This is a genomic window from Nitratidesulfovibrio liaohensis (assembly GCF_011682075.1).
Taxonomy (GTDB): Bacteria; Desulfobacterota; Desulfovibrionia; order Desulfovibrionales; family Desulfovibrionaceae; genus Cupidesulfovibrio; species Cupidesulfovibrio liaohensis.
In genome coordinates this window covers 1-20193 of sequence record NZ_VSMK01000253.1, presented here as the reverse complement: position 1 = coordinate 20193, position 20193 = coordinate 1, and the positions used below count along the sequence as shown (strand labels likewise).

Here is a 20193-nt window from a genome sequence, read left to right as displayed (position 1 = left end):
GGCGCGCGATCCACGTCGCGCCTCCACGCCGCATGCGGCCGGACATCGCGCGGCCGCCGCACGGGAATCCATGCCAGCAGTCGGGCGCGCGACGCCACGGGCGCCAGGTCGTGTCCCAGGCCCGAGAACGGCAGCGGAGTTTCCCCCGGCACCTCATGTGTTGCAGGGTATGCGAACATGGTAGTCCCCTTTCCCTGTAAAGGTCCGGCGGCATGCCGGGCCCCTGCCCCTCCGCGCCGTTCCCGGCGGCGCAAACGAGACATCTTTCCTGTTACAGCAGGGTGTTAGACGTGACCACGCAAGGCGGCAACGGGCGTTTTCCTGCGCACGGTCCTGCACCGGTGCCGGTTTTTTTGTGCCATTATTCGCACCCGTTACATGATGTCAGAAAGCATATAATTACGGTTTGACACCGAGCCGCGCCACACATCACGACAGCGTTACTCTCGCAACATGCCGGAATACAAAAGAGAAGGCCCGCCCCCTGAAAACAGGGCACGGGCCTGAAAATCACGAAGCGAGTGCAAAACAGTGACGAAATGTCAGGCGGGAGGGGACCCGCGAGGGAAAGCTCTGGCCAAGCATTTCCGGGGGGAGTTTTCTGGATTAGGATTTTCGTTCATTGGCAAGGAAAACGAGCCTGTCATGAGGGAGTGCCCTAGCCGTTAGGTGAGCGAAGTGAACCTTACGGATAGGGACCGCAGCGCGTACTCTTATCGTATTCGACCGATATGGCAGACGAAGTTTGACCGCGTTGCGCACGATGCCCGTAAGACTCGCGCTACGCGCTCCCCTAACGGGCACGCTTCGCGCCCTTCGGGTCGGATGCCAATGGACGAAAAGACAATCCAGAAACACCCCCCTACGGGCGGGATTCATCCAGCTCCGGCACATCGGGCACCATGTCGCACAGGTAGCGCACCAGCGTGGCGAACAGGTTCTCGCGCCGGTGGTTGAAACGGAATTCCAGTTCCTTGAGGTACAGCGGAAAGCGCTGGGGCGACACGCCCTTGAAGGCGCGCAGCCGCCCCCCGGCGAACTTCCAGAACTCGCTTTTCGGTTCCGCCTGGCCGTCGGCCCGGCGCCGGATGTACTCGTAGGGCAGCGAATCGTCTCCGCACAGCACCAGCGCGTCGTAATGGCGGTAGGGCGCGGTGTGCACCAGGTTGCCAGCGCGTTCGATGCGCAGGTGGAAATTGTGGTTGAAGTGGAACACCGTCTCGGCGGACAGGCCGGAGACAAGGTCGATGAACACCCACCCGTTGCGTTCCAGAATACCGAACACGGGAATGGGCACCTGTCCTCCCCCGCCCCTGGGTTCTCCGGTCAGCTTCTTGCCCTTCAGGTAACTGCCAAGGCCGGTTTCCGGCCCCAGCAACTGACGCGCGTCAGGCGCGTGGGCCAGGATGGCGAAGCGCGCCGTGGTCACCGCCTTGTAAGCGGCGTTGTACGAAAGCCCCAGTTCGGCGGCCAGGGTATGCACGGTGGCCTCGCCCGCGTACAGGTGCAGCAGGCGCAGCCAGGTCAGCGGCGTGAGGTTGCCGTTGTTGATCCAGCGCCCGGAAAAGGGGTGGAAGGTGTACTTGCAGCCCGCGCAGCGCCAGCGCCCGGCGGACAGTTCGTACAGCCGCCCGCCGCCGCAACGGGGACAGAAGCTGCGCCCGCCCGGCCAGCAGTGCTCCAGCAGGTGGGCAAGGGCCGCCTCTTCCGAGGCAAGATGCGGCTCTTCGGGGCCAAGGCTGGGATTTTCGGGCAACGATTCCATATCCTTCTGGTAGCCCAAATCACCCTTGGCGCGCAATGCGCACCCGCACCCCGCGCGGAGGCACCGCGCACCACACCCCGCCAAAGATCGGCCTTCCGCTCATTGCAGCGGCCCCGCCGCCGCCAGCACACGATCCAGGAACGCCGCCGGAGTGCCGGAAAGTGCCCCGGCATGGGTGAACAGCACCCGGAATCCGTCGGCCTCGCGCCGCAGCACCCAGGTGAACGGCACCGGCAGGCCGCCAAGCTGGCCGTGCAGCGCCAGTTCCGGATCGGCGAACAGGGGAAAGGCCAGCCCGTGCCGCTGGCGGAAGCCCTGCACCAGATTCCAGTCGTCACCGGCGGCAATGCCAACCAGCCGCACCCGCCCGGCCAGTTCGCCGTGGCTGGCGGACGCTATCAGCGCGTGCAGGGCGCGCAGGGCCGGGGCTTCTTCCTGGCAGGGGGCGCAGAACCAGCTGTACATGTTCACGATGAACACCTGCCCGCGCAGGTCGGAAAGACGGGCGGGCAGCCCTTCGCGGTCACCGGGCGCCCGCTCGGGCATGGCCACCTCCGGGCCGCCGGTCCAGCCTGTATCCGGCAATGGGTTGCCAAGGGCGATGTCCGGAAAGCGCGCGCCGCTGGGCCAGGCGGATGTGGCATCGCCCGCGACGGCCCCGCCCTGCTCCAGCGGCACGGCAGACTGCCCCGCCTGGGCCACAGCGACCGACGACACTGCAAACGCCAGCAGGCACGCAACGGTCACCCCCCCGCAACGCAGCAACGCGAGCAACTGCGCCAATCCCGCCACGGACATGGCGCGCCGCCTTGTCACCCCGTGCGGGTGCAGCCCGCATTTTCCGTGCATCCCCAGCCCGCTGCGCAAAAAAACCGAAGCCATCGGCACTCCCGTATACGACGCGGCAGATGGTGCGTGGTGCCGGGCCGCGCTTCGTGGCACCGTCAAAAAGTGTAGCCCCGCTCCACGGTTCTGACAACGGGGCAGCGCGGCGCAGCGCCCGCCAACCGGCCATCCGCGCCGTTTCCCAGCCATTCCCGGCGGTTCCGCACCGCACGGTGGGACGGTGCGGGCTCCTTTCCGGGGGGCGCACACCCTTGAACTTTCCGCCATCGTCAGGCTACAGTCCGCACGGCGCGGCACCGTTGCGCGCATCCGCCCCGCGGATTCCGCCGGGCAACGCCCGAGAGCAGGGAGAGCAAGTGTGACCACGCGCACCGCAGCATCGCGCGCCGCCGCCCGGCATCCGGCCCCCCTGGGCCGGGTTCGGGGGATTTGCCGATCCGCTGCGTCCCCCACTGCCCTCCCTGCCGCGTCCCTTGCGCAGCCCTCTTTCCGCCGCTCCGCAGGGTACCGCCTGCTGGCGTTGCTGCCTCTTTTTCCACTGCTGCTTCTGCTGGCGCTGCTCCCCCTGCTGGGCGCCTGCAACGCCGACAGCCCCCGCCGACAGGAAGACGCCACAGCGCCGGGCGTCACCGACGACGCCATCCACCTGGCCTCGTCCCTGGCCCTTACCGGCCATGCCAGCTACCTTGGCGTGCAGACCCTGCGCGGCGCGCTGTCGTACATCAACCACATCAACGACACCGGCGGGGTGCACGGGCGGCGCATCCTGCTCACTGCCGTGGACGACGGGTACGATCCGCCCCGCTGCCTGGCCAACACCCAGCGGTTTCTCATCGACGGCGACGTGTTCGCCCTGTTCAGCTACGTGGGCACGCCCACCACCATGCGGGTGCTGCCGCTGGTGGAAGAGGCGCGCATCCCGCTGGTGGGCATGTTCACCGGGGCCAACGGCCTGCGCGAGCCGTTCAACCGCTACGTGTTCAACGTGCGCGCCTCGTACTACCAGGAAACCAAGGCCGCCGTGCGCCATCTGGTGCGCGACCTTGGGCTGACGCGCATCGCCGTGTTCTACCAGTACGACGCCTACGGCTTCGACGGGCTGACCGGCACGGAAATAGCCCTGCGCGAACTGGGCCTGGCCCCGGTGACGCGCGGCTCGTACGTGCGCGGCACCACCAAGGTGGAGGAAGGGCTGCGCCGCATCCTGGCCGCCGACGCCCAGGCCGTGGTCATGGTGGGCACCTACGAGCCCTCGGCCCGGTTCATCCGTCTGGCGGAACAGGCGGGCCTGCGCGCGGTGTTCCACTGCCTGTCGTTCACCGGGGCAGAAGAACTGGCCCGGCTGCTGGGCAATGCGCCGGTGAATCCGGTGACCATGTCCCAGGTGGTGCCGCCCCCGCGCGCCAAGGAAACGCCCGACCTGCTGGCCGCCGCCGCCGACTACGTGCAGTTGCTGCGCCGCTACTTTCCCGACGAGACGCCCAACACCATCGGCCTTGAAGGCTACGTCAACGCGCGCATCCTGGTGGAGGGACTGCGCCGCGCAGGCCGTGACCTGACCCGCGAAGGCTTCGTGCAGGCCCTGGAATCGCTGCGCGACTATCCGCTGGGTGGCAGCACCTACGTGTCCTTTTCGCCCGAGAGCAGGCAGGGCATGAACCAGGTGTACTTCACCCGGCTGCATGACGGTCAGTTCGAGTTGATCCGCGACTTCCGCGAGGTGCACCCCCTGCCCGCGCCACCCCCCGTGGCCGGACAGGAGGCGTCGCCCGGACAGGATGCCCCGGCCGGGTCAGACAGCGTGCCGGGGCAGGGCAGCGTGCCGGGGCAGGGCAGCGTGCCGGGGCCATCCCACGAGTCGGCACCGGATTCCGTGTCCGCCCCGAATCCCGGGCGGACGCCCACGCTCTCCGGGGCGGAGCAGTCCCCCCGGACTGATGCCGCCCCAGCGTTGTCGCCCGCATTCCCCTCCGCATCTTCCCCCGCACTCTCTCCCGCGTCCCCCGCATTCCCGGCCACTCCGGGCAGCGCGGAGGCGCGGCCATGATCCTGCGCCGCTTCCAGCGCCTGGGGCTGCAACAGAAGTTCTTCATCACCATTCTGGTGGTGATCATGGCCATCAGCGGTACCATCGCCCTGCTGGCCCGGTGGATTCTGGTGTCCGGCCTGACGGCGGAACTGGAACTGCGCGGCGCGGCCATCGCCCACAGTGTGGCGGCGCGCGGTGCGGGCTACATCCTGGACAACGACGTGCCGCAACTGGTGGGGCTGATCTTCGACGAGGCCCAACTGCGCGAGCGGCACCAGTTCATCGCCTACATCTTCGTCACCGACCCGCAGGGCTCCGTGCTGGCCCACACCTTCATCAAGCCGTTTCCGGAATACCTGCGCATGGCCAACCCCCTGCCCGACGGGGTGGCCAAGAGCGTGGAACTGGTGGACGTGATGGGGGTGTCGGCCTACGACATCGCCGTGCCGGTGAAGGAGGGGCTGTATCGCATCGGCGACGTGCACGTGGGCCTGAGCAAGGACCATATGGACAGCCTGGTGGGCAAGCTGCGGGTGACCTTTCTGGGGTTCATCACGGCGGTGGTGGTGATCACCTTCTTCATCAGCCACTACCTCGCCCGGTACATCACCGCGCCGGTGACGCGCCTGACGCGCATTTCGGACGATCTTTCGCGCGGCAACTTCAACACCGCCGTGGACCTCGACGTGCCCGACGCGGGCTGGGACATCCACGACTGCCCCGCGTACAGCGACACCGACCTGCCGTGCTGGCACTTCGACGAGCAACGCCGGGGCCCGCGCCAGACACCGGAGCGGCTGCACAGCTGCCCCACCTGCGTGTTCTACCGCAAGCGCGGCGGCGACGAGGTGATCCAGCTGGCCGACTCGTTCCGCAACATGGTGTGGTCCATCCGGCTGTACCGCAAGCGGCTGCAGGAATCGGAGGGCAAGTACCGCTCGCTGTTCGACAGCGGGCCGGACCCCATCTTCGTGGTGGACTGCACCGACCTGTGCATCCTGGACGCCAACCCCCGCGCCGTGGAAATGTACGGCTACACCCGCGAGGAACTGAACGGCCTGCCGCTCACCGCGCTGGGCGGCGACGCCGTGCGCGAATGCAGCGCCGTGTTCGACACCGTGTTCGACGGCGGCGATGCGGCGGGCGGCTGCCTGAACATCCCCAAGGCCATGCAGGTGCGCAAGGACGGCAGCGTGTTCCACGTCAACCTGCACGCCTGCCCCATCAGCTATCGCGGGCGGCCCGCCATCATCGTGTCCACCACCGACATCTCCGAAATGATGGACAAGGACGCCCAGATCATTCAGGCGGCCAAGATGAAGTCGCTGGGCGAAATGTCCGCCGGGGTGGCCCACGAACTGAACCAGCCGCTCAACGCCATCCGCATGGGCAGCGACTTTCTGTCGCTGGTCATCGAGCAGGGGCTGCCGGTGCCTCAGTCGCGCCTGCACGAGGTGGCGCGCGACATCTGCACCCAGGTGGACCGCGCCACGGAAATCATCAACACCCTGCGTTCGTTCGGCCGCAAGGCCGATGCGGTCATCGAGCCGCTGGACATCAACCGGCCTACCCGCGCCGTGCTGCCGCTGGTGGAGCGCCAGTTCCTGCTCCAGAACGTGGAGGTGAAGCTGGACCTGGCCGAGGGCCTGCCCCCGGTGCGCGCCCACGAAAACCGCCTGCAGCAGGTGTTCTTCAATCTGGTGACCAACGCCCGCGACGCCATCCTGGACCGCGCCCGCAAGGACGGGGGCCTGCGCGGGGTGATCACCATCGCCACGCGGGCCGAGGCCGACGGCAACGCCGTGGTGGCCACCGTGTCCGACAACGGCGCGGGCATTCCGGAGGCGCTGCGCGAGCAGATCTTCCAGCCGTTCTTCACCACCAAGGTCACGGGCCAGGGCATGGGCCTTGGGCTGTCCATCGTGTACGGCATCGTGCGCGACTACGGCGGCGACATCCGCATCGAAAGCACGGAAGGCAAGGGCACCGCGTTCCACGTGCGCCTGCCCGCCCACCGCGATACCCCGCCGCACGGCGGCAAAAAGGACGACAGCCATGCGCATCCTGGTGATTGACGACGAGGTGCCCACCCTGAAGATGTTCGGCCTGCTGCTGGAGGCCCTGGGGCACGTGCCGCTGGCGGCGGAATCGGGCGAGGAAGGGCTGCTCCGCTTCGACCGCGAACGCCCCGACGTGGTGCTGACCGACATCAAGATGCCCGGCATCGACGGCATGGACGTGCTGCGCGCCCTGAAGGAGGCCGACCCGCGCAGCGAGGTCATCGTCATCACCGGCCACGGCGACACGGAACTGGCCATCGAGGCACTGCACCTGGACGCCACCGACTTCATCAACAAACCGGTGCGGCGCGAGGCGCTGGAACACGCCCTTGCGCGGGCCGAGGAACGCATCCGCCTGAAGCGCGCCAAGGAAGAGGAAATCCGCCTGGTGGCCGGGCCGGGGGTGGCCGAGGCCGACCCCGCGCAGGACGGCGCCGCCGTGGTGCGCATACGCGGCACGGTGAACAGCCCGGCGGAACCGGTGCTGCGCCACGTGTTCGAAGAGGCGCTGCTGACCGGCGCGCCCACCGTGGTGCTGGACTTCGAACCGTCCGTGTCGGTGAACGGCGCGGGCATCGCCGTGCTGGCGGAACTGGTGCGCCACGCCCGCGGCCTGGGGCGCGCGGTGCGCGTCACCGGGGTATCCCCCAACCTTTCCACCGTGTTCGACGTGGTGGGCATTGCCCACAACGCCACGGTGGAGGTGGCGGCAATGGCGGAATAGCGAAGCCCCGCAGCCGCCACAACAGGATATTTACCGCGCGGGCCGGTCTGGCTCGCGCGGCCTGTTTTCAGGCCTTCCCGCCCCTCTGGACAGCCCCACTGCCCGGCGCTAGATAAGCGCAAGGGGCCACAAGCGGCGCGCCGCGCGCCCCGGGCGGGTACTGGCCGGGTACCGGCGTTGCGTACGGCACTGCCTGATGCCGCCAGCGCCCCCCGCACGCCCCCAGTGGCCCTCTTTCCGGAACGGTCCGTCCCCACAGAAAGGCTCGCCATGACCATCCGCGCCCTCATCGTCGATGACGAACGCCCCGCCAGGGACGAACTGGCCTACCTGCTCTCGGCATACCCGGACGTGGAGGCCGCCGAGGCTGCATCGGCCAGCGAGGCGCTGCGCAGGCTGGCGGACGAGAAATTCGACCTGGTCTTCCAGGACATCCAGATGCCGGGGCACGATGGCTTCCACGTCCTGCGCGAGGCCCAGGCCCAGGCCCAGCCGGGCGAGACCGCGCCGCTGTTCGTCTTCGTCACCGCCTTCGACGAGCACGCCATCCGCGCCTTCGAGGAGAATGCCCTCGACTACCTGCTGAAGCCCGTGGCCCCCGCCCGGCTGGCCCGCTGCCTGGACCGGGTGCGCGGTCGGTTGGCCACCGACGGAACACGCCCCTTGCAAAACGCCATGGCCACACTGCTGGGCGCGCTGGGGCATTCCAAGCCGGTGGACCGTCTGGCCGTCGAGCATGGCGGGCGCATCAGCCTCATCCCCACGCGCGACGTGGTGATGATAGAGGCCGAGGAAAAACGCATCGTGGCCGTCACCGACGAAGGGCGCCTGCCCTGCCACAACATGAACACCCTGGCCCGGGCGGAAGAACGCCTGGCCGGGCTGCCGTTCTTTCGGGTGAACCGCGCCGTGCTGGTGAACCTGGAGCGCATTGCCGAATTTTCACCGTGGATCAACGGCAAGTACCATCTGGTCATGAACGACGCGGACCGTACCGAGGTCACCGTCAGCCGCAACCGCGCGCGTGATTTTCGCGCCCGGCTGGGCGTCTAGGGCACTGCACAGGCAAAGACCGCGCAATGCCGCAGGGGCTTGCCTGAAATGCCTTGCCCCGCAACCGCCGCAGGCGCGGCCTTGCCGTCATGCGTCGGCAGGCACACGCAGAACACGTTCCCAAAGAGGGCCACATGGACCCGATACTTTCCCCCCACGTTCCCGAACTGTTCATCACCCTGACCCAGCGCTTCGGCCTGCTGCTGGCCGGGGGCTTCGCCATCATGACCTTTGCCCCGCTGGACAAGGTGGGGCCGGGGCGCTCGCGCCCGCTGTGGGCCACGGCCCTGCTGGTGGTCATGTTCGGGCTGTTCGGCATTCTGGGCACCTACACCGGCAACTTCGTGTTCCAGTCCTTCGCCAACCTGCGGGCCATGGGCGTGATCACCGCCGGGCTGTTCGGCGGGCCGGTGGTGGGCGCGGGGGCGGGCATCATTGCCGCCGGCCACCGCTACCTCATCGACGTGGGCGGGTTCAGCGCGCTGCCGTGCGGCCTTGCCACGCTCAGCGAAGGGGTGCTGGCGGGTCTGGTGGCATGGCGCTTTCCGGAACGGCGGCTGGACTGGGCCACGGCCCTGACCCTGGGCCTGATCGGCGAGACCTACCACATGGGCCTCGTGCTGTGGCTGGCCGAACCGTTCACCGAGGCCGTGGAGCTGGTGCGGGTGATCAGCCTGCCCATGATCCTCATCAACGCCATGGGGGCCGCGCTGTTCGTGCAGGCCCTGCGCCTGCAACTGCACTTCCGCGACCTGCGCGACTCCACTCAGGCCCGGCAGATCCTGTCCATCGCCAACCAGAGCCTGACGCACCTGCGTTCGGGCCTGACGCGCGCATCCGCCCAGGCCACGGCGGAAATCATTCTGGACGAGACCCACGTGGCCGCCGTGGCCCTGACCGGGGGCGACATGGTGCTGGCCCACGTGGGCGCTGGTGCGGACCACCACCTGGCCGGGTTCCACGTGCGCACCATGGCCACCCGGCGGGTGGCGGAAACGGGCGAGCCGCTGTTCGTGCGCGACCGCGATTCCATCGGCTGCCGCCAGCCCGGCTGCCCGCTGACCGATGCCATCATCGTGCCGCTGCGCAAGGGCGGCCAGATTCTGGGCTGCCTGAAACTGTACGGAACAAAGAACCGCCCGCTGGACCATACCCGCTTCGAACTGGCCAAGGGGCTGGCAGACCTGTTCTCCACCCAGATCGAACTGGAAGAAATCGGCATCAAGAATCAGCTCATCGCCCGCGCCGAAATCCGGCGCCTGCAGGCCCAGATCAATCCGCACTTCCTGTTCAACTCGCTGAACACGGTGGCCTCGTTCTGCCGCACCGCCCCCGGCCAGGCCCGCGACCTGATCCTGGACCTTGCCCGGTACATGCGCCGCAACCTAGATTCCAGCCGGGGAGCCATCCGCCTGTCCGAAGAACTTGAACAGGTGCGCTCGTATCTGGTCATCGAGCAGGCCCGCTTCGGCGACCGCATCCGCGCCGACATCGACCTGGCCCCCGGCACCGCCGACTGGCTGATCCCCCCGCTGCTCATCCAGCCGCTGGTGGAGAACAGCGTGCGTCACGGCATCCTGGCCCGCGAGGAAGGCGGGCTGGTGCGCCTTTCGGCCCATGCCGACGGCGACCACCTGCTGGTGACCGTGGAGGACGACGGCGCGGGCATGGACGACGACACCCGCAACGCCATCCTGGCCCCGGACGCCAGCGACCTATCGCCCCGCACGGTTCCCGAAGCCCAGGCCGACCTGTACGCCAGCCAGGCCTGCGCCGACACCATGGTCGAAAGCCTGCGCGACGGCATCGGCGCGCGCAACTGCAACCAGCGGCTGATGCAGATGTACGGTCCCTCGTACGCCATGCGCATAGACAGCGAACCGGGCAGGGGCACGCGCGTCTCGTTCCGCATTCCACGCCAGCAGTTGCAGTAGCACGGGGCAAACCGGCCCGCAGCGTTGCCGCCACGGCCGCGACAACGCCAATACCGCGTGCGGCATGGTCGTGGCCGGTCGCCGGACCCCGCCCCCCCCTTTTGCCGCTCCCGCGTTGCGCCCCCCCCTCTACGCCGCGTTGCCATGCGCGGCGGTTGCGGGTATTTTCCCCCGGTCGCCGGTCACCATGCCGTTCGCGCCATCCCTCTCAAGGAGCACCCATGCCGCCCGGGGCATACCTTGCCATAAGTCTTGCCGCGCTTGTCTGCGGCTACCTTCTCTACGGCCGCCTGATGGTGCGCCTGATGCGCCCGGACAACGCCCGCCCCACCCCCGCCTGCACCATGGCCGACGGGGTGGACTACGTGACGATGCCCGCCAAGAGCGTCTTTCTCATCCAATTGCTGAACATCGCGGGCATCGGACCGGTGTACGGTCCCATCCTGGGCGCGCTGTACGGGCCGTGGGCGCTGGTGTGGATCGTGCTGGGGTCCATCTTCGCCGGGGGCGTGCACGACTATTTTTCGGGCATGCTTTCGGTGCGGCGGGGCGGCCTTTCGCTGCCCGACGTGGTGGGCGACCATCTGGGTACATCCATGCGCCGCTTCATGCAGGTCTTCTCGCTGGTGGTGGTGGTGCTGGTGGGGGTGGTGTTCGTCACCGGCCCGGCACGCCTGCTGTCGGACATGACCACCATACCCGTGATGACGTGGGTGGTGGTCATCTTCGCCTACTACTTCCTGGCCACCATCCTGCCCATCGACGTGGTCATCGGGCGGGTCTACCCCATCTTCGCAGGCTCGCTGCTGGTCATGGCCGTGGGTCTTACCGCCGCGCTGTTCGTCGAAGGGCACGCCACCGGCGCTCCCCTGGCCTGGACCGCGCCCCCCGCAGACCTGCCCATGTGGCCGCTGCTGTTCATCACCATTGCCTGCGGGGCCATTTCCGGCTTTCACGCCACGCAGTCGCCCCTGATGGCCCGCTGCCTGCCCGACGAACGCAGCGGGTTGCCCGTGTTCTACGGGGCCATGATCGCCGAAGGCGCGTTGGCGCTGATCTGGGCCACCCTGGGCATGGCCCTGTACCCCGACCCGGCGAAGTTGCAGGCCGCCATCGCCGCCGGGGGACCGGGCAAGGTGGTCAACGACGTGTCCATGGAACTGATGGGACCGGCGGGAGGCATCCTGGCCATCCTGGGGGTCATCGTGCTGCCCATCACCTCCGGCGACACGGCCTTCCGTTCCGCCCGCCTGACCATCGCCGACGTGCTCGGCATAGCGCAGCGGGAACGGCACCGCCGCCTGCTCATCGCGTTGCCGCTGTTCGCGCTGGGGGCCACCCTGTCGCAGGTCAACTTCGAGGTGATCTGGCGCTACTTCGGCTGGGCCAACCAGGTGCTGGCAACACTGGTGCTGTGGACCGCCGCGGTCTTTTTGGCGCGGGGGGGCATGTTCCACTGGCCCGCCAGCCTGCCCGCCAGCTTCATGACCGCCGTGTGCGCCACCTACATCTGCCATGCCCGCATCGGACTGAACCTGCCGCTGGTCGTTTCTTCATGGATGGGGGGTGCCGCCGCCGTGCTGACGCTGGCTCTGTTCCTGTCCCGCGGCCGCCACAAGGCCTGAATTTCCCCTGTCGCCAGTCGCACCAGTCGCACCAGACGCGTCAGGCGGATTTGGCGTGTAACGGGCGCGCGGCCGTGCCTGGCGCGCTTGGCACGCCCGGCGTGCCGGAAGCGCGCGAAGGCAACGCCATGAACACGGCGGCCGGTTCCTCCGGCGCCCTTCGCATGGCAACGCGACCTCCCCCCCCGCCTCGCACATCGTCTCCTTGTCCTGCCTGCCCGCAAGGCGGACACGTTTGTTCACGCCTGCCCCTGCCCCATCCAGGCGAAGCCACGCCTTTCCAGAAAAATTTTTATTTTATCAGGATATTATCTTATGCTTTCGGCAGGACGCACGCTGAAGGCTCGCATATTTTCATGCCGAAGAAAACCGTTCACCGCTCCCCCAGGCATTTCGAGGCTGCTTTCCTGCATTCCACACGTGAAAAAGTGCACATCGCAACAAGGTGCATTGCCATGAAGCGTGTTTTCCTCCGATTATCCGCCCAAGAGCTGGAAACTGCACTCAGGGCATCCGCCAGTTTTCCATGAACACTGGCAAACCGACAGCATCAACGGAGGAACACGATGAACGCTTTGACGCTTGTCTTCGCTGCACTATGCGTCTTCGCCATCGCCTATCGCTTCTACGGGCTTTTCCTGACCCGCACGGTTCTGGGGGTAAAACCCGGCAGACCGACCCCGGCGATACGCATGGCCGACGGACACGATTACGTGGAAACCAACAAGTACGTGCTCTTCGGGCACCATTTTGCCGCCATCGCGGCGGCAGGCCCGCTGCTTGGCCCGGTGCTGGCGGCGCAGTTCGGCTACCTGCCGGGCACCCTGTGGATTCTCGTCGGCTGCGTGGTGGCGGGAGCGGTGCATGACACCGTGGTGCTGTTCGCCTCGGTGCGCCACAAGGGTCAGAGCCTCGCCTACATCGCCTCCAAGGAAATCGACAAGTTCACCGGCTCGGTGGCCTCGTTCGCGGTGCTGTTCATCCTCATCCTGACCCTGGCGGGCCTGTCCATCGCCGTGGTCAACGCCATGCACGACAGCGCCTGGGGCACCTTCACCGTGTTCGCCACCATTCCCATCGCGCTGCTGATGGGCGTGTACCTGCACGTGTGGCGCGACGGCGACGTGAAGGGCGCCTCCATCATCGGCGTGGTGCTGCTGGCCCTGGCCATCCTGGCCGGCCCGTACGTGGTGGAACATCCGGTGCTGTCCTCGTGGTTCAACATGTCGCGCCACACCATCGCGCTGTCCATCCCGGTGTACGGCTTCGCCGCGTCGGTACTGCCGGTGTGGCTGCTGCTGTGCCCGCGTGACTACCTGTCCACCTACCTGAAGATCGGCACCATCGCGGCGCTGGCCGTGGGCATCTTCTGGGTGCATCCCACCCTGCAGATGGAAGCCATCACCCCGTTCGTGAACGGCGGCGGCCCCATCATCCCCGGTGCGGTGTTCCCGTTCCTGTTCATCACCATCGCCTGCGGCGCGCTGTCCGGTTTCCACGCCATCATCGCCACCGGCACCACCCCCAAGATGATCGGCAACGAACGCGACCTGCTGTTCGTGGGCTACGGCGCCATGCTCACCGAAGGCTTCGTGGCCATCATGGCCCTGATCGCCGCCTGTGTGCTGGTGCCCGCAGACTACTTCGCCATCAACTCCGCCCCGGCCGTGTACGCCAAGCTGGGCATGACCCCCGTGGACCTGCCGCACCTGGCCCAGGCCGTGGGCGAAAACATCCAGGGCCGTCCCGGCGGCGCGGTTTCGCTGGCCGTGGGCATGGCGCACATCTTCTCGTCCATCCCGTTCATGGAACACCTGATGTCGTACTGGTACCACTTCGCCATCATGTTCGAAGCGGTGTTCATCCTCACCGCCGTGGACACCGGCACCCGCGTGGGCCGCTTCTTCCTGCAGGAAATGATCGGCACGGTGGTACCCAAGTTCGCCGAAAAGCGCTGGATGCCCGGCATCCTGATCACCAGCGCGCTGTTCACCGCGTCGTGGGGCTACCTGGTGTACACCGGCGACATCTCGACCATCTGGCCCCTGTTCGGCATGTCCAACCAGTTGCTGGCGGCCGTGGGGCTTCTGATCGGCACCACCATGATCATCCGCATGAACAAGGCCAAGTACGCGTGGATGACCGCCATCCCCGGCCTGTCCATGGTGGCCATCACTTTCTGGGCCGGGTACCTGAACGTGATGAACAACTACCTGCCCAAGGGGCTGTACCTGCTCTCCTCGCTGGCCATCATCGTCATGTGCCTGATGGCGGTGGTCATCGTGGGCACGGTGAAGCGCTGGATGCAGTTGCTGGCCATCCAGAAGACCGTCACCGACGAGGACGGAGAGGAAGTCCTCCAGGTGGTCACCGAATAGCAGACGGACAAACCGCACGAGGGGGCGGGGTCGCCGCCCCCTCCCGCATTACCCTTCCGCCGCCCGGCATGTTGCCGGGCGGCGCCCTTATTTACGGCTGGCATGCGCAACACGCTCCTGATGTCGCCTGCATGCGTCCATTCCGGCAAACAGACACTCCGCCCTTGCAACCCTGCTTATCGCGCCTACGCCAAGATCGGCCTGAACATCCCGCTGAACATCTCGACCTGGATCGGCATCGCCACCACCGCGGTGTCGTTCGCGCTGTTCCTGCCCAAGCGCAAGGCCTTCGAGGCTTCTCCGGCCTAACCGCCACCGCTTCGCCACGGTGAAGCGCATGCGGCATGACGCCGCACCCCGCGCGACAACCAGCCAGCGCCCTGCCTGCACACGCAGACGGGGCGCTTCACGTTGGCGCAACCAGACGGCGGAAAGGAACAAAAAACAACGATATCGCCAGAATAAGGAGGATGCAAAAAGACATGGCCCGTTCCAGCCCCCTTCAGCCTTGCTCGCCCTTCCGCCCCCCTGCCTCATGCTGCCAGCCTTCAGCCAACACGTGCCCACCCGGCATCCGCCCGGCATCCACCCGGGCCACAAAAAATACCATTCGGGAACGAAAAACGACAAATCAACGAAGTTCGATTGAAAATTACAACCGCAGTACACTAAGGACACATATAAAAGCACAACCAAAATACATTTCGTGCAACCAAAACATACAGATGCATGACCATATCTCCGCGCTTTATTAAATAACAAACAATACTCACACAGGCACGCAACAACACACGAAATAAACACTACACACATCAATTAGTAAATTTTGCCCATACACCAAGCAATAAATACACAAAAAATTCATACAAAAAATAAAAACAAACACGCAATCAAACACGCATCACCTAAAAAAGAAATTCAAACATTCACAATATAAACAACAGACAACGCGCAGCCAATGCAATATTACGGCATAGCAGCGCAAATAAAGGAGGAGATCATGCCATCAGTAATGTACTTCATCATAAGCGTCGCCTCGCTTATCATCGGGTACATGGTGTACAGCCGTGTAGTCGAGCGGTTCTTTGGGGCCGATAACTGCAAGGCTACCCCGGCCTGCACCATGGCTGACGGGGTTGACTACGTAAAAATGTCACCCAGAAAGATATTTCTCATCCAGTTGCTGAACATAGCAGGCCTTGGCCCGGTGTTCGGTCCCATTCTGGGCGCGTTGTACGGCCCATGGGCACTGGTGTGGATCGTGCTCGGCTCCATCTTTGCCGGGGGCGTGCACGACTATTTTTCGGGCATGCTTTCGGTACGCTACGCGGGCAAATCCGTTCCCGACGTGGTGGGCTACAACCTCGGCAACGGCTTCAAGCAGTTCATGCGCTTCTTTTCGGTGGTGCTGCTGCTGCTGGTGGGCGTGGTCTTCGTCACCGGCCCGGCGGCGCTGCTGGCCAGCATGACCGACTGGACCCTGCTGGTGTGGGTGGTCATCATTTTCATCTATTACTTCCTGGCCACCATCCTGCCGGTGGACAAGATCATCGGGCGCATCTACCCGCTCTTCGCCGTGATCCTGCTGATCATGGCCGGGGGCCTCACCGCCATGCTGTTCATCAAGGGCTTCGACTTCTACCCCGCCGCGCAGTGGACCAACCAGCACCCCAAGGGTCTGCCCCTGTGGCCGCTGATGTTCATCACCATCGCCTGCGGCGCCATCTCGGGCTTTCATGCCACCCAGTCGCCCATGATGGCCCGTTGCGTGCCCGATGAAAACTGCGGTCGCCCCATCTTCTACGGCGCCATGATCGCAGAGGGCGTCATTGCCCTGATCTGGGCCACCCTTGGCATGACCTTCTACGACACCCCCGACGCGCTCAACGCCACCCTGGCCGCTGGCGGCCCCGGCAAGGTGGTCAAGGACGTGTCCATTGCGCTGATGGGCCCCGTTGGCGGCATCCTGGCCATTCTGGGTGTGGTGGTGCTGCCCATCACCTCGGGTGACACGGCCTTCCGTTCCGCCCGCCTGACCATCGCCGACTTCCTGAACTATTCGCAGGTCGAAAACGTGAAGCGCCTGATCATCGCGGTGCCGCTGTTCGTGGTGGGCGCCTTCCTGTCGCAGATGAACTTCGACATCATCTGGCGCTACTTCGGCTGGGCCAACCAGACCCTGGCCACCATTGTGCTGTGGGCGGCTGCCGCCTACCTGGTGCGGCGCGGCATGTTCCACTGGATTGCCAGCGTGCCCGCCACCTTCATGACCTCGGTGTGCACCACCTACCTGTGCTATGCCAAGATCGGCCTGGGCATGCCGCTGGATGTCTCCACGTGGATCGGCGTTGCCACAGCCGCAGGTTCGCTGATCCTGTTCCTGGCCAAGCGCAAGACGTTCGAAGCTTCCCCGGCGTAATCCAACCCGTTGTTGCAACCGGAAAATGCGAAGGCGGGGTCCACCGGACCCCGCCTTTTCGTTGCCTGCACTGTCTGTTGCGTCTTGCCCCGTCCGGAACCTGCCGGACGGAGGGTGGAAAAATGGCGCTCCGCCTACCCGCCGATGGCGCTCATGCGCCGATTGGCCACGGCGGTGCCGCCCTCGCACGGGGCGTTGGGCAGTTCCTGCCCCGCCCCCCGCAATTCGGCCAGCTGCCCCGCGCGCACCCTGGCCAGCAACTGGTAGCCCAGGGGCTTGCGGCGGTTGGCCAGACGCAGCACCTTGCGCACCGCGTCCATGCCCAGCTTCGGGTGGCGCAACAACGGCCGCAGCCGGTATTCGCGGTCGGAGAACAGGCAGGTGCGCAGCCGCCCGTCGGGGGTTACGCGCAGGCGGTTGCAGTCGCCGCAAAAGTGGTCGGACAGGGGCGTGATGAGGCCGAAGCGGCCCAACCCGCCAGCGATGCCCCACAGCTTGGCCGGGCCCTTGCGCCGTTCGCCGGGGGCCAGGGGGACGAGTTCCGCCAGCCGCTCCGCCGCCGACAGGATGTCCGGCGCGCCCCAGAACTGGTCTTCGGTCCAGCTGGTGCCGCCGCCCATGGGCATGAATTCGATGAACCGCACGTCAACAGGATGGCGACGCGCAAAGTCGAGGAAAGCGGCCAGTTCGTCGTCGTTGACGCCCTTCAGGGCCACGGCGTTGATCTTCACGGCCAGGCCCGCGTCCAGCGCGGCGTGGATGCCGTCCAGCACCTGGGGCAGCATGTCGCGCCCGGTGGTGGCCGCAAAGCGGTCGCGCCGGAAGGTATCCAGCGAGATGTTCACCGTGCTCACGCCAAGGCCGCGCAGTGCGGCAGCGTGCGGGGCCAGCAGGGTGCCGTTGGTGGTGATGCGGATGTCCAGCGCCGGGTGGCGCTGGTGCAGCATGTCCAGAAAACCGGTCAGCCCCTTGCGCACGAAGGGCTCGCCCCCGGTCAGGCGCACCTTTTCCACGCCCTCTTCCACGGCCACGTCCACGATGCGCGCCATTTCCTCGTAGCGCAGCACGTCGTCGTGGGGGATGAAGCGCATTTCCGTGCAGCCCCAGCAGTACGAACAGCGCAGGTTGCAGCGGTCGGTGACGGACAGGCGCAGGTAGCGCACCTTGCGACCGTGGGTGTCGGTCAGGGTGGCCCTGTCGGGCGCGGTGTCCGCAGCCATGCCGGGCACCGCACGGGGTCCGGCATCCCCTTCGGGGACGGCTCCATCTCTGGCAAGGGCGACGGTTCTGGTCATGGCGTTTCCGCGAAGCCGATGCGGGGGCTTCTGCCCGTGCGGCGAGCCTGCTACAGCGCGCCGATGATCCGCCGGGCCATTTCCAGGTCGGCGGGGTAGTTGATGTTGAAGAACGGGAGGGCTTCGCGCACCGTGTAGGGAATGTGCTCGCGCAGGTCCGGCGGCACCACCCGGCTCAGCTTGCGTTCTCCGTCCTCCAGCGCCTGCCGGAACAGCGGCAGGGCCTCGAACTCGTACACGGCCACCAGCGATTCGATGAAGCCGGTCTCCACCTGCCGGAAGGTGGTCATCACGGTGCCCGGCCTGCGCGCGGCCCGCCGGGCCAGCAGCCGTTCCAGCACGGCGCGCTCCATGAACGGCAGGTCGCACGACAGCACCAGCACCGGTCCCTGCGCCACGCGCAGGGCGGTGATAACCCCGCCGAACGGCCCCATGCCCTCCACCTCGTCGTTCAGGCGGTAGTAGGGGCCGTCAACGCCCGTTTCGGACACCGGGCATGGGCGGTTGCCCCGGCAGGATATCCAGACCTCGCCGGTGACCGAATGCAGCAGCGCCGCCGTGCGGGCCAGCATGCCCGGCGCGGATTCGCCGTGCAGGTGCAGGCGGGTCTTGTCCTGACCCAGCCGGGTGGACAGCCCCCCCGCCAGCACCACGCCCACGATGCCGTGCGCGTCATTGCAGGTGGTGGCGTCATTGCAGACGGGGGCGTCATTGCAGACGGGGGCGTCATTGCAGACGGGGGCGTCATTGCAGGCGGCGGCGTCGGGCCGGACTGGGGCGCCCTCGTCCCCCTCGTCCGGCATGTCCGCCGCGTGTTCCGTGCCCCAGCGGCGGTTCATTCCAGTACCCTGCCCCCGGCATCGGCAAACACGGTAAAACGTTCCTCGCGGTCACGCGCAAAGCCCACCAGGGTCACGCCCTGTTCCGTGGCCATGTCCACCGAGGCGGTGGTCACCGCGGAACGGCTGGCGACGAACGAAAAGCCCGCCCGGCGCGCCTTGGCGAACAGGCTGGCCGTCACCCGCGCGGAAACCAGCAGCAGCCGGGGGGCCAGGTCCACCCCTTCGCGCGCGGCCCATCCGGCCAGACGGTCGATGCAGTTGTGGCGGCCAATGTCCTCGGCCCGGCGCAGCAGGCGGCCCTGCACGGGGTCGTACACGCCCGCGCGGTGAAAGCAGCCGGTGCCGTCCCACAGCCCTTCCTCGCCCATGAAGGCGCGCATGGCGTCCAGCAGGACGGCGGCCCGCATGGGTGCGGGAGGTTGCGGAACGCCCGCGCCCGGTGCGGCGCGAAGGCTCACTGCAAAGGCAAGGTTGTCGCCATCGTCCGCGCCCCGGCTCATATCGGTCACCGTGCCCGCGTGGCGTATGCCCCATGCCCCCGGCTCCTGCCCGGTCACGGCGGGGTGCACCCGATCCAGCAGCACGTGGCCAAGGACCAGGTCGGCCAGGCCGTGCGGCCAGGCCCACAGCCGGGTGGACCCGGCGGCGATGCCCGCTTCGCCCGCGCCTCCGGGTTCCGGTCCCCATTCAACGCGCACCGGCACTTCACGGCTCAACACGTCGTCCATGTCGCCCCAGGCCGCGTCCTTGTACCGGCGCACGGAAACATGGCGGGGCATGGCCCCTGTCGGCAATCTGGTCGCGTCGCGCCCGGCCATCAGAACCCCCAGGCCGACGCCGTGGGCCGCGTGTAGCCCTGCTGGCGCGCCACGATGTCCAACGCCAGCGACTCCAGGTCGTCCAGCACCGGGATGGAGATGCGATCGAATTCGCGGAAGTCCGCCACCTTGATGTACCCCTTGCACGACGTGCAGACGTGCACCTGAAAGCCGGGTTCGCCGTCGGCGGTGAAGTATTCGAGGTTCTTCGATTCGTTTTCCAGGCAGAACGGGCACTGCAACCGCTTGGCGCGGTATTCGTGGCGGCAGAACGAACAGGTGTGGTGCAGCGCCCCTTCCTTGCCCACCAGGCGGCCCACCAGCGGCGCGCTGCCGCACACCGGACAGTGGCCGTGCTGCCAGACCACCGGGGTGGCGCCCGGCTGGTCCGCGCCGGTGCGGCGG

At 66.8% G+C, this 20193-nt stretch carries 15 protein-coding genes; 9 read left to right on the top strand and 6 right to left on the bottom strand.

Going from position 1 to position 20193, the window contains the following annotated elements; genetic code table 11:
* Nucleotides 1-862 precede the first annotated feature (862 nt).
* Both FVW27_RS09675 and FVW27_RS09670 read right to left on the bottom strand, forming a co-directional pair.
* Complete coding sequence (locus FVW27_RS09675; RefSeq protein ID WP_167124689.1) at nt 863-1765, bottom strand: transposase; 903 nt, start codon at nt 1763-1765, stop codon at nt 863-865.
* A gap of 99 nt (nt 1766-1864) precedes the next feature.
* Nucleotides 1865-2647 carry a TlpA family protein disulfide reductase gene (locus FVW27_RS09670; protein WP_167124687.1) on the bottom strand — a complete coding sequence of 261 codons (783 nt, stop codon included), beginning with the start codon at nt 2645-2647 and terminating at the stop codon, nt 1865-1867.
* A 322-nt stretch (nt 2648-2969) separates the two neighbouring features.
* Here FVW27_RS09670 and FVW27_RS09665 point away from each other — a divergent pair, with 322 nt between their 5' ends.
* The 9 genes from FVW27_RS09665 (at nt 2970) to FVW27_RS09625 (ending at nt 16833) form a co-directional block, all read left to right on the top strand.
* The gene (locus FVW27_RS09665) at nt 2970-4658 is read left to right on the top strand and encodes an ABC transporter substrate-binding protein (RefSeq protein ID WP_341806116.1); all 1689 of its coding nucleotides are present in this window, start codon (nt 2970-2972) and stop codon (nt 4656-4658) included.
* A complete protein-coding gene (locus FVW27_RS09660; RefSeq protein ID WP_167124685.1) occupies nt 4655-6715 on the top strand; it encodes an ATP-binding protein in 2061 nt (686 codons plus the stop codon). The genes FVW27_RS09665 and FVW27_RS09660 overlap by 4 nt, the downstream gene beginning before the upstream one ends.
* The gene (locus FVW27_RS09655) at nt 6696-7424 is read left to right on the top strand and encodes a response regulator (protein WP_167124683.1); all 729 of its coding nucleotides are present in this window, start codon (nt 6696-6698) and stop codon (nt 7422-7424) included. Before FVW27_RS09660 ends, FVW27_RS09655 begins: the two co-directional genes overlap by 20 nt.
* A gap of 270 nt (nt 7425-7694) precedes the next feature.
* Complete coding sequence (locus tag FVW27_RS09650) at nt 7695-8477, top strand: LytR/AlgR family response regulator transcription factor (RefSeq protein ID WP_167124681.1); 783 nt, start codon at nt 7695-7697, stop codon at nt 8475-8477.
* A gap of 134 nt (nt 8478-8611) precedes the next feature.
* A complete protein-coding gene (locus FVW27_RS09645) occupies nt 8612-10411 on the top strand; it encodes a LytS/YhcK type 5TM receptor domain-containing protein (RefSeq protein WP_167124679.1) in 1800 nt (599 codons plus the stop codon).
* Between the two features lie 221 nt (nt 10412-10632).
* On the top strand, nt 10633-12036 hold the full coding sequence (locus FVW27_RS09640) for a carbon starvation CstA family protein (RefSeq protein ID WP_167124677.1): 1404 nt from the start codon (nt 10633-10635) through the stop codon (nt 12034-12036).
* 566 nt (nt 12037-12602) lie between these two features.
* Nucleotides 12603-14414, top strand: coding sequence for a carbon starvation CstA family protein (locus FVW27_RS09635; protein WP_167124676.1), 1812 nt, complete (start codon nt 12603-12605; stop codon nt 14412-14414).
* 102 nt (nt 14415-14516) lie between these two features.
* Nucleotides 14517-14723 carry a hypothetical protein gene (locus FVW27_RS09630; protein WP_167124674.1) on the top strand — a complete coding sequence of 69 codons (207 nt, stop codon included), beginning with the start codon at nt 14517-14519 and terminating at the stop codon, nt 14721-14723.
* Nucleotides 14724-15414: 691 nt separating this feature from the next.
* Nucleotides 15415-16833, top strand: a complete 1419-nt coding sequence (locus FVW27_RS09625; protein WP_167124672.1) for a carbon starvation CstA family protein — start codon at nt 15415-15417, stop codon at nt 16831-16833.
* Between the two features lie 134 nt (nt 16834-16967).
* On the opposite strand, the gene moaA is transcribed toward FVW27_RS09625, so the two are convergent.
* From moaA to FVW27_RS09605, 4 genes are all read right to left on the bottom strand, one after another.
* On the bottom strand, nt 16968-18053 hold the full coding sequence (gene moaA, locus FVW27_RS09620) for a GTP 3',8-cyclase MoaA (protein ID WP_167124691.1): 1086 nt from the start codon (nt 18051-18053) through the stop codon (nt 16968-16970).
* Between the two features lie 125 nt (nt 18054-18178).
* Nucleotides 18179-18967, bottom strand: a complete 789-nt coding sequence (gene mobA, locus FVW27_RS09615) for a molybdenum cofactor guanylyltransferase (protein ID WP_167124670.1) — start codon at nt 18965-18967, stop codon at nt 18179-18181.
* A complete protein-coding gene (locus FVW27_RS09610) occupies nt 18964-19749 on the bottom strand; it encodes a formate dehydrogenase accessory sulfurtransferase FdhD (RefSeq protein WP_167124668.1) in 786 nt (261 codons plus the stop codon). Before FVW27_RS09610 ends, mobA begins: the two co-directional genes overlap by 4 nt.
* A 38-nt stretch (nt 19750-19787) precedes the next feature.
* The coding region (locus tag FVW27_RS09605; protein ID WP_167124666.1) for a formate dehydrogenase accessory protein FdhE at nt 19788-20193 on the bottom strand (406 nt) is incomplete at its 5' end.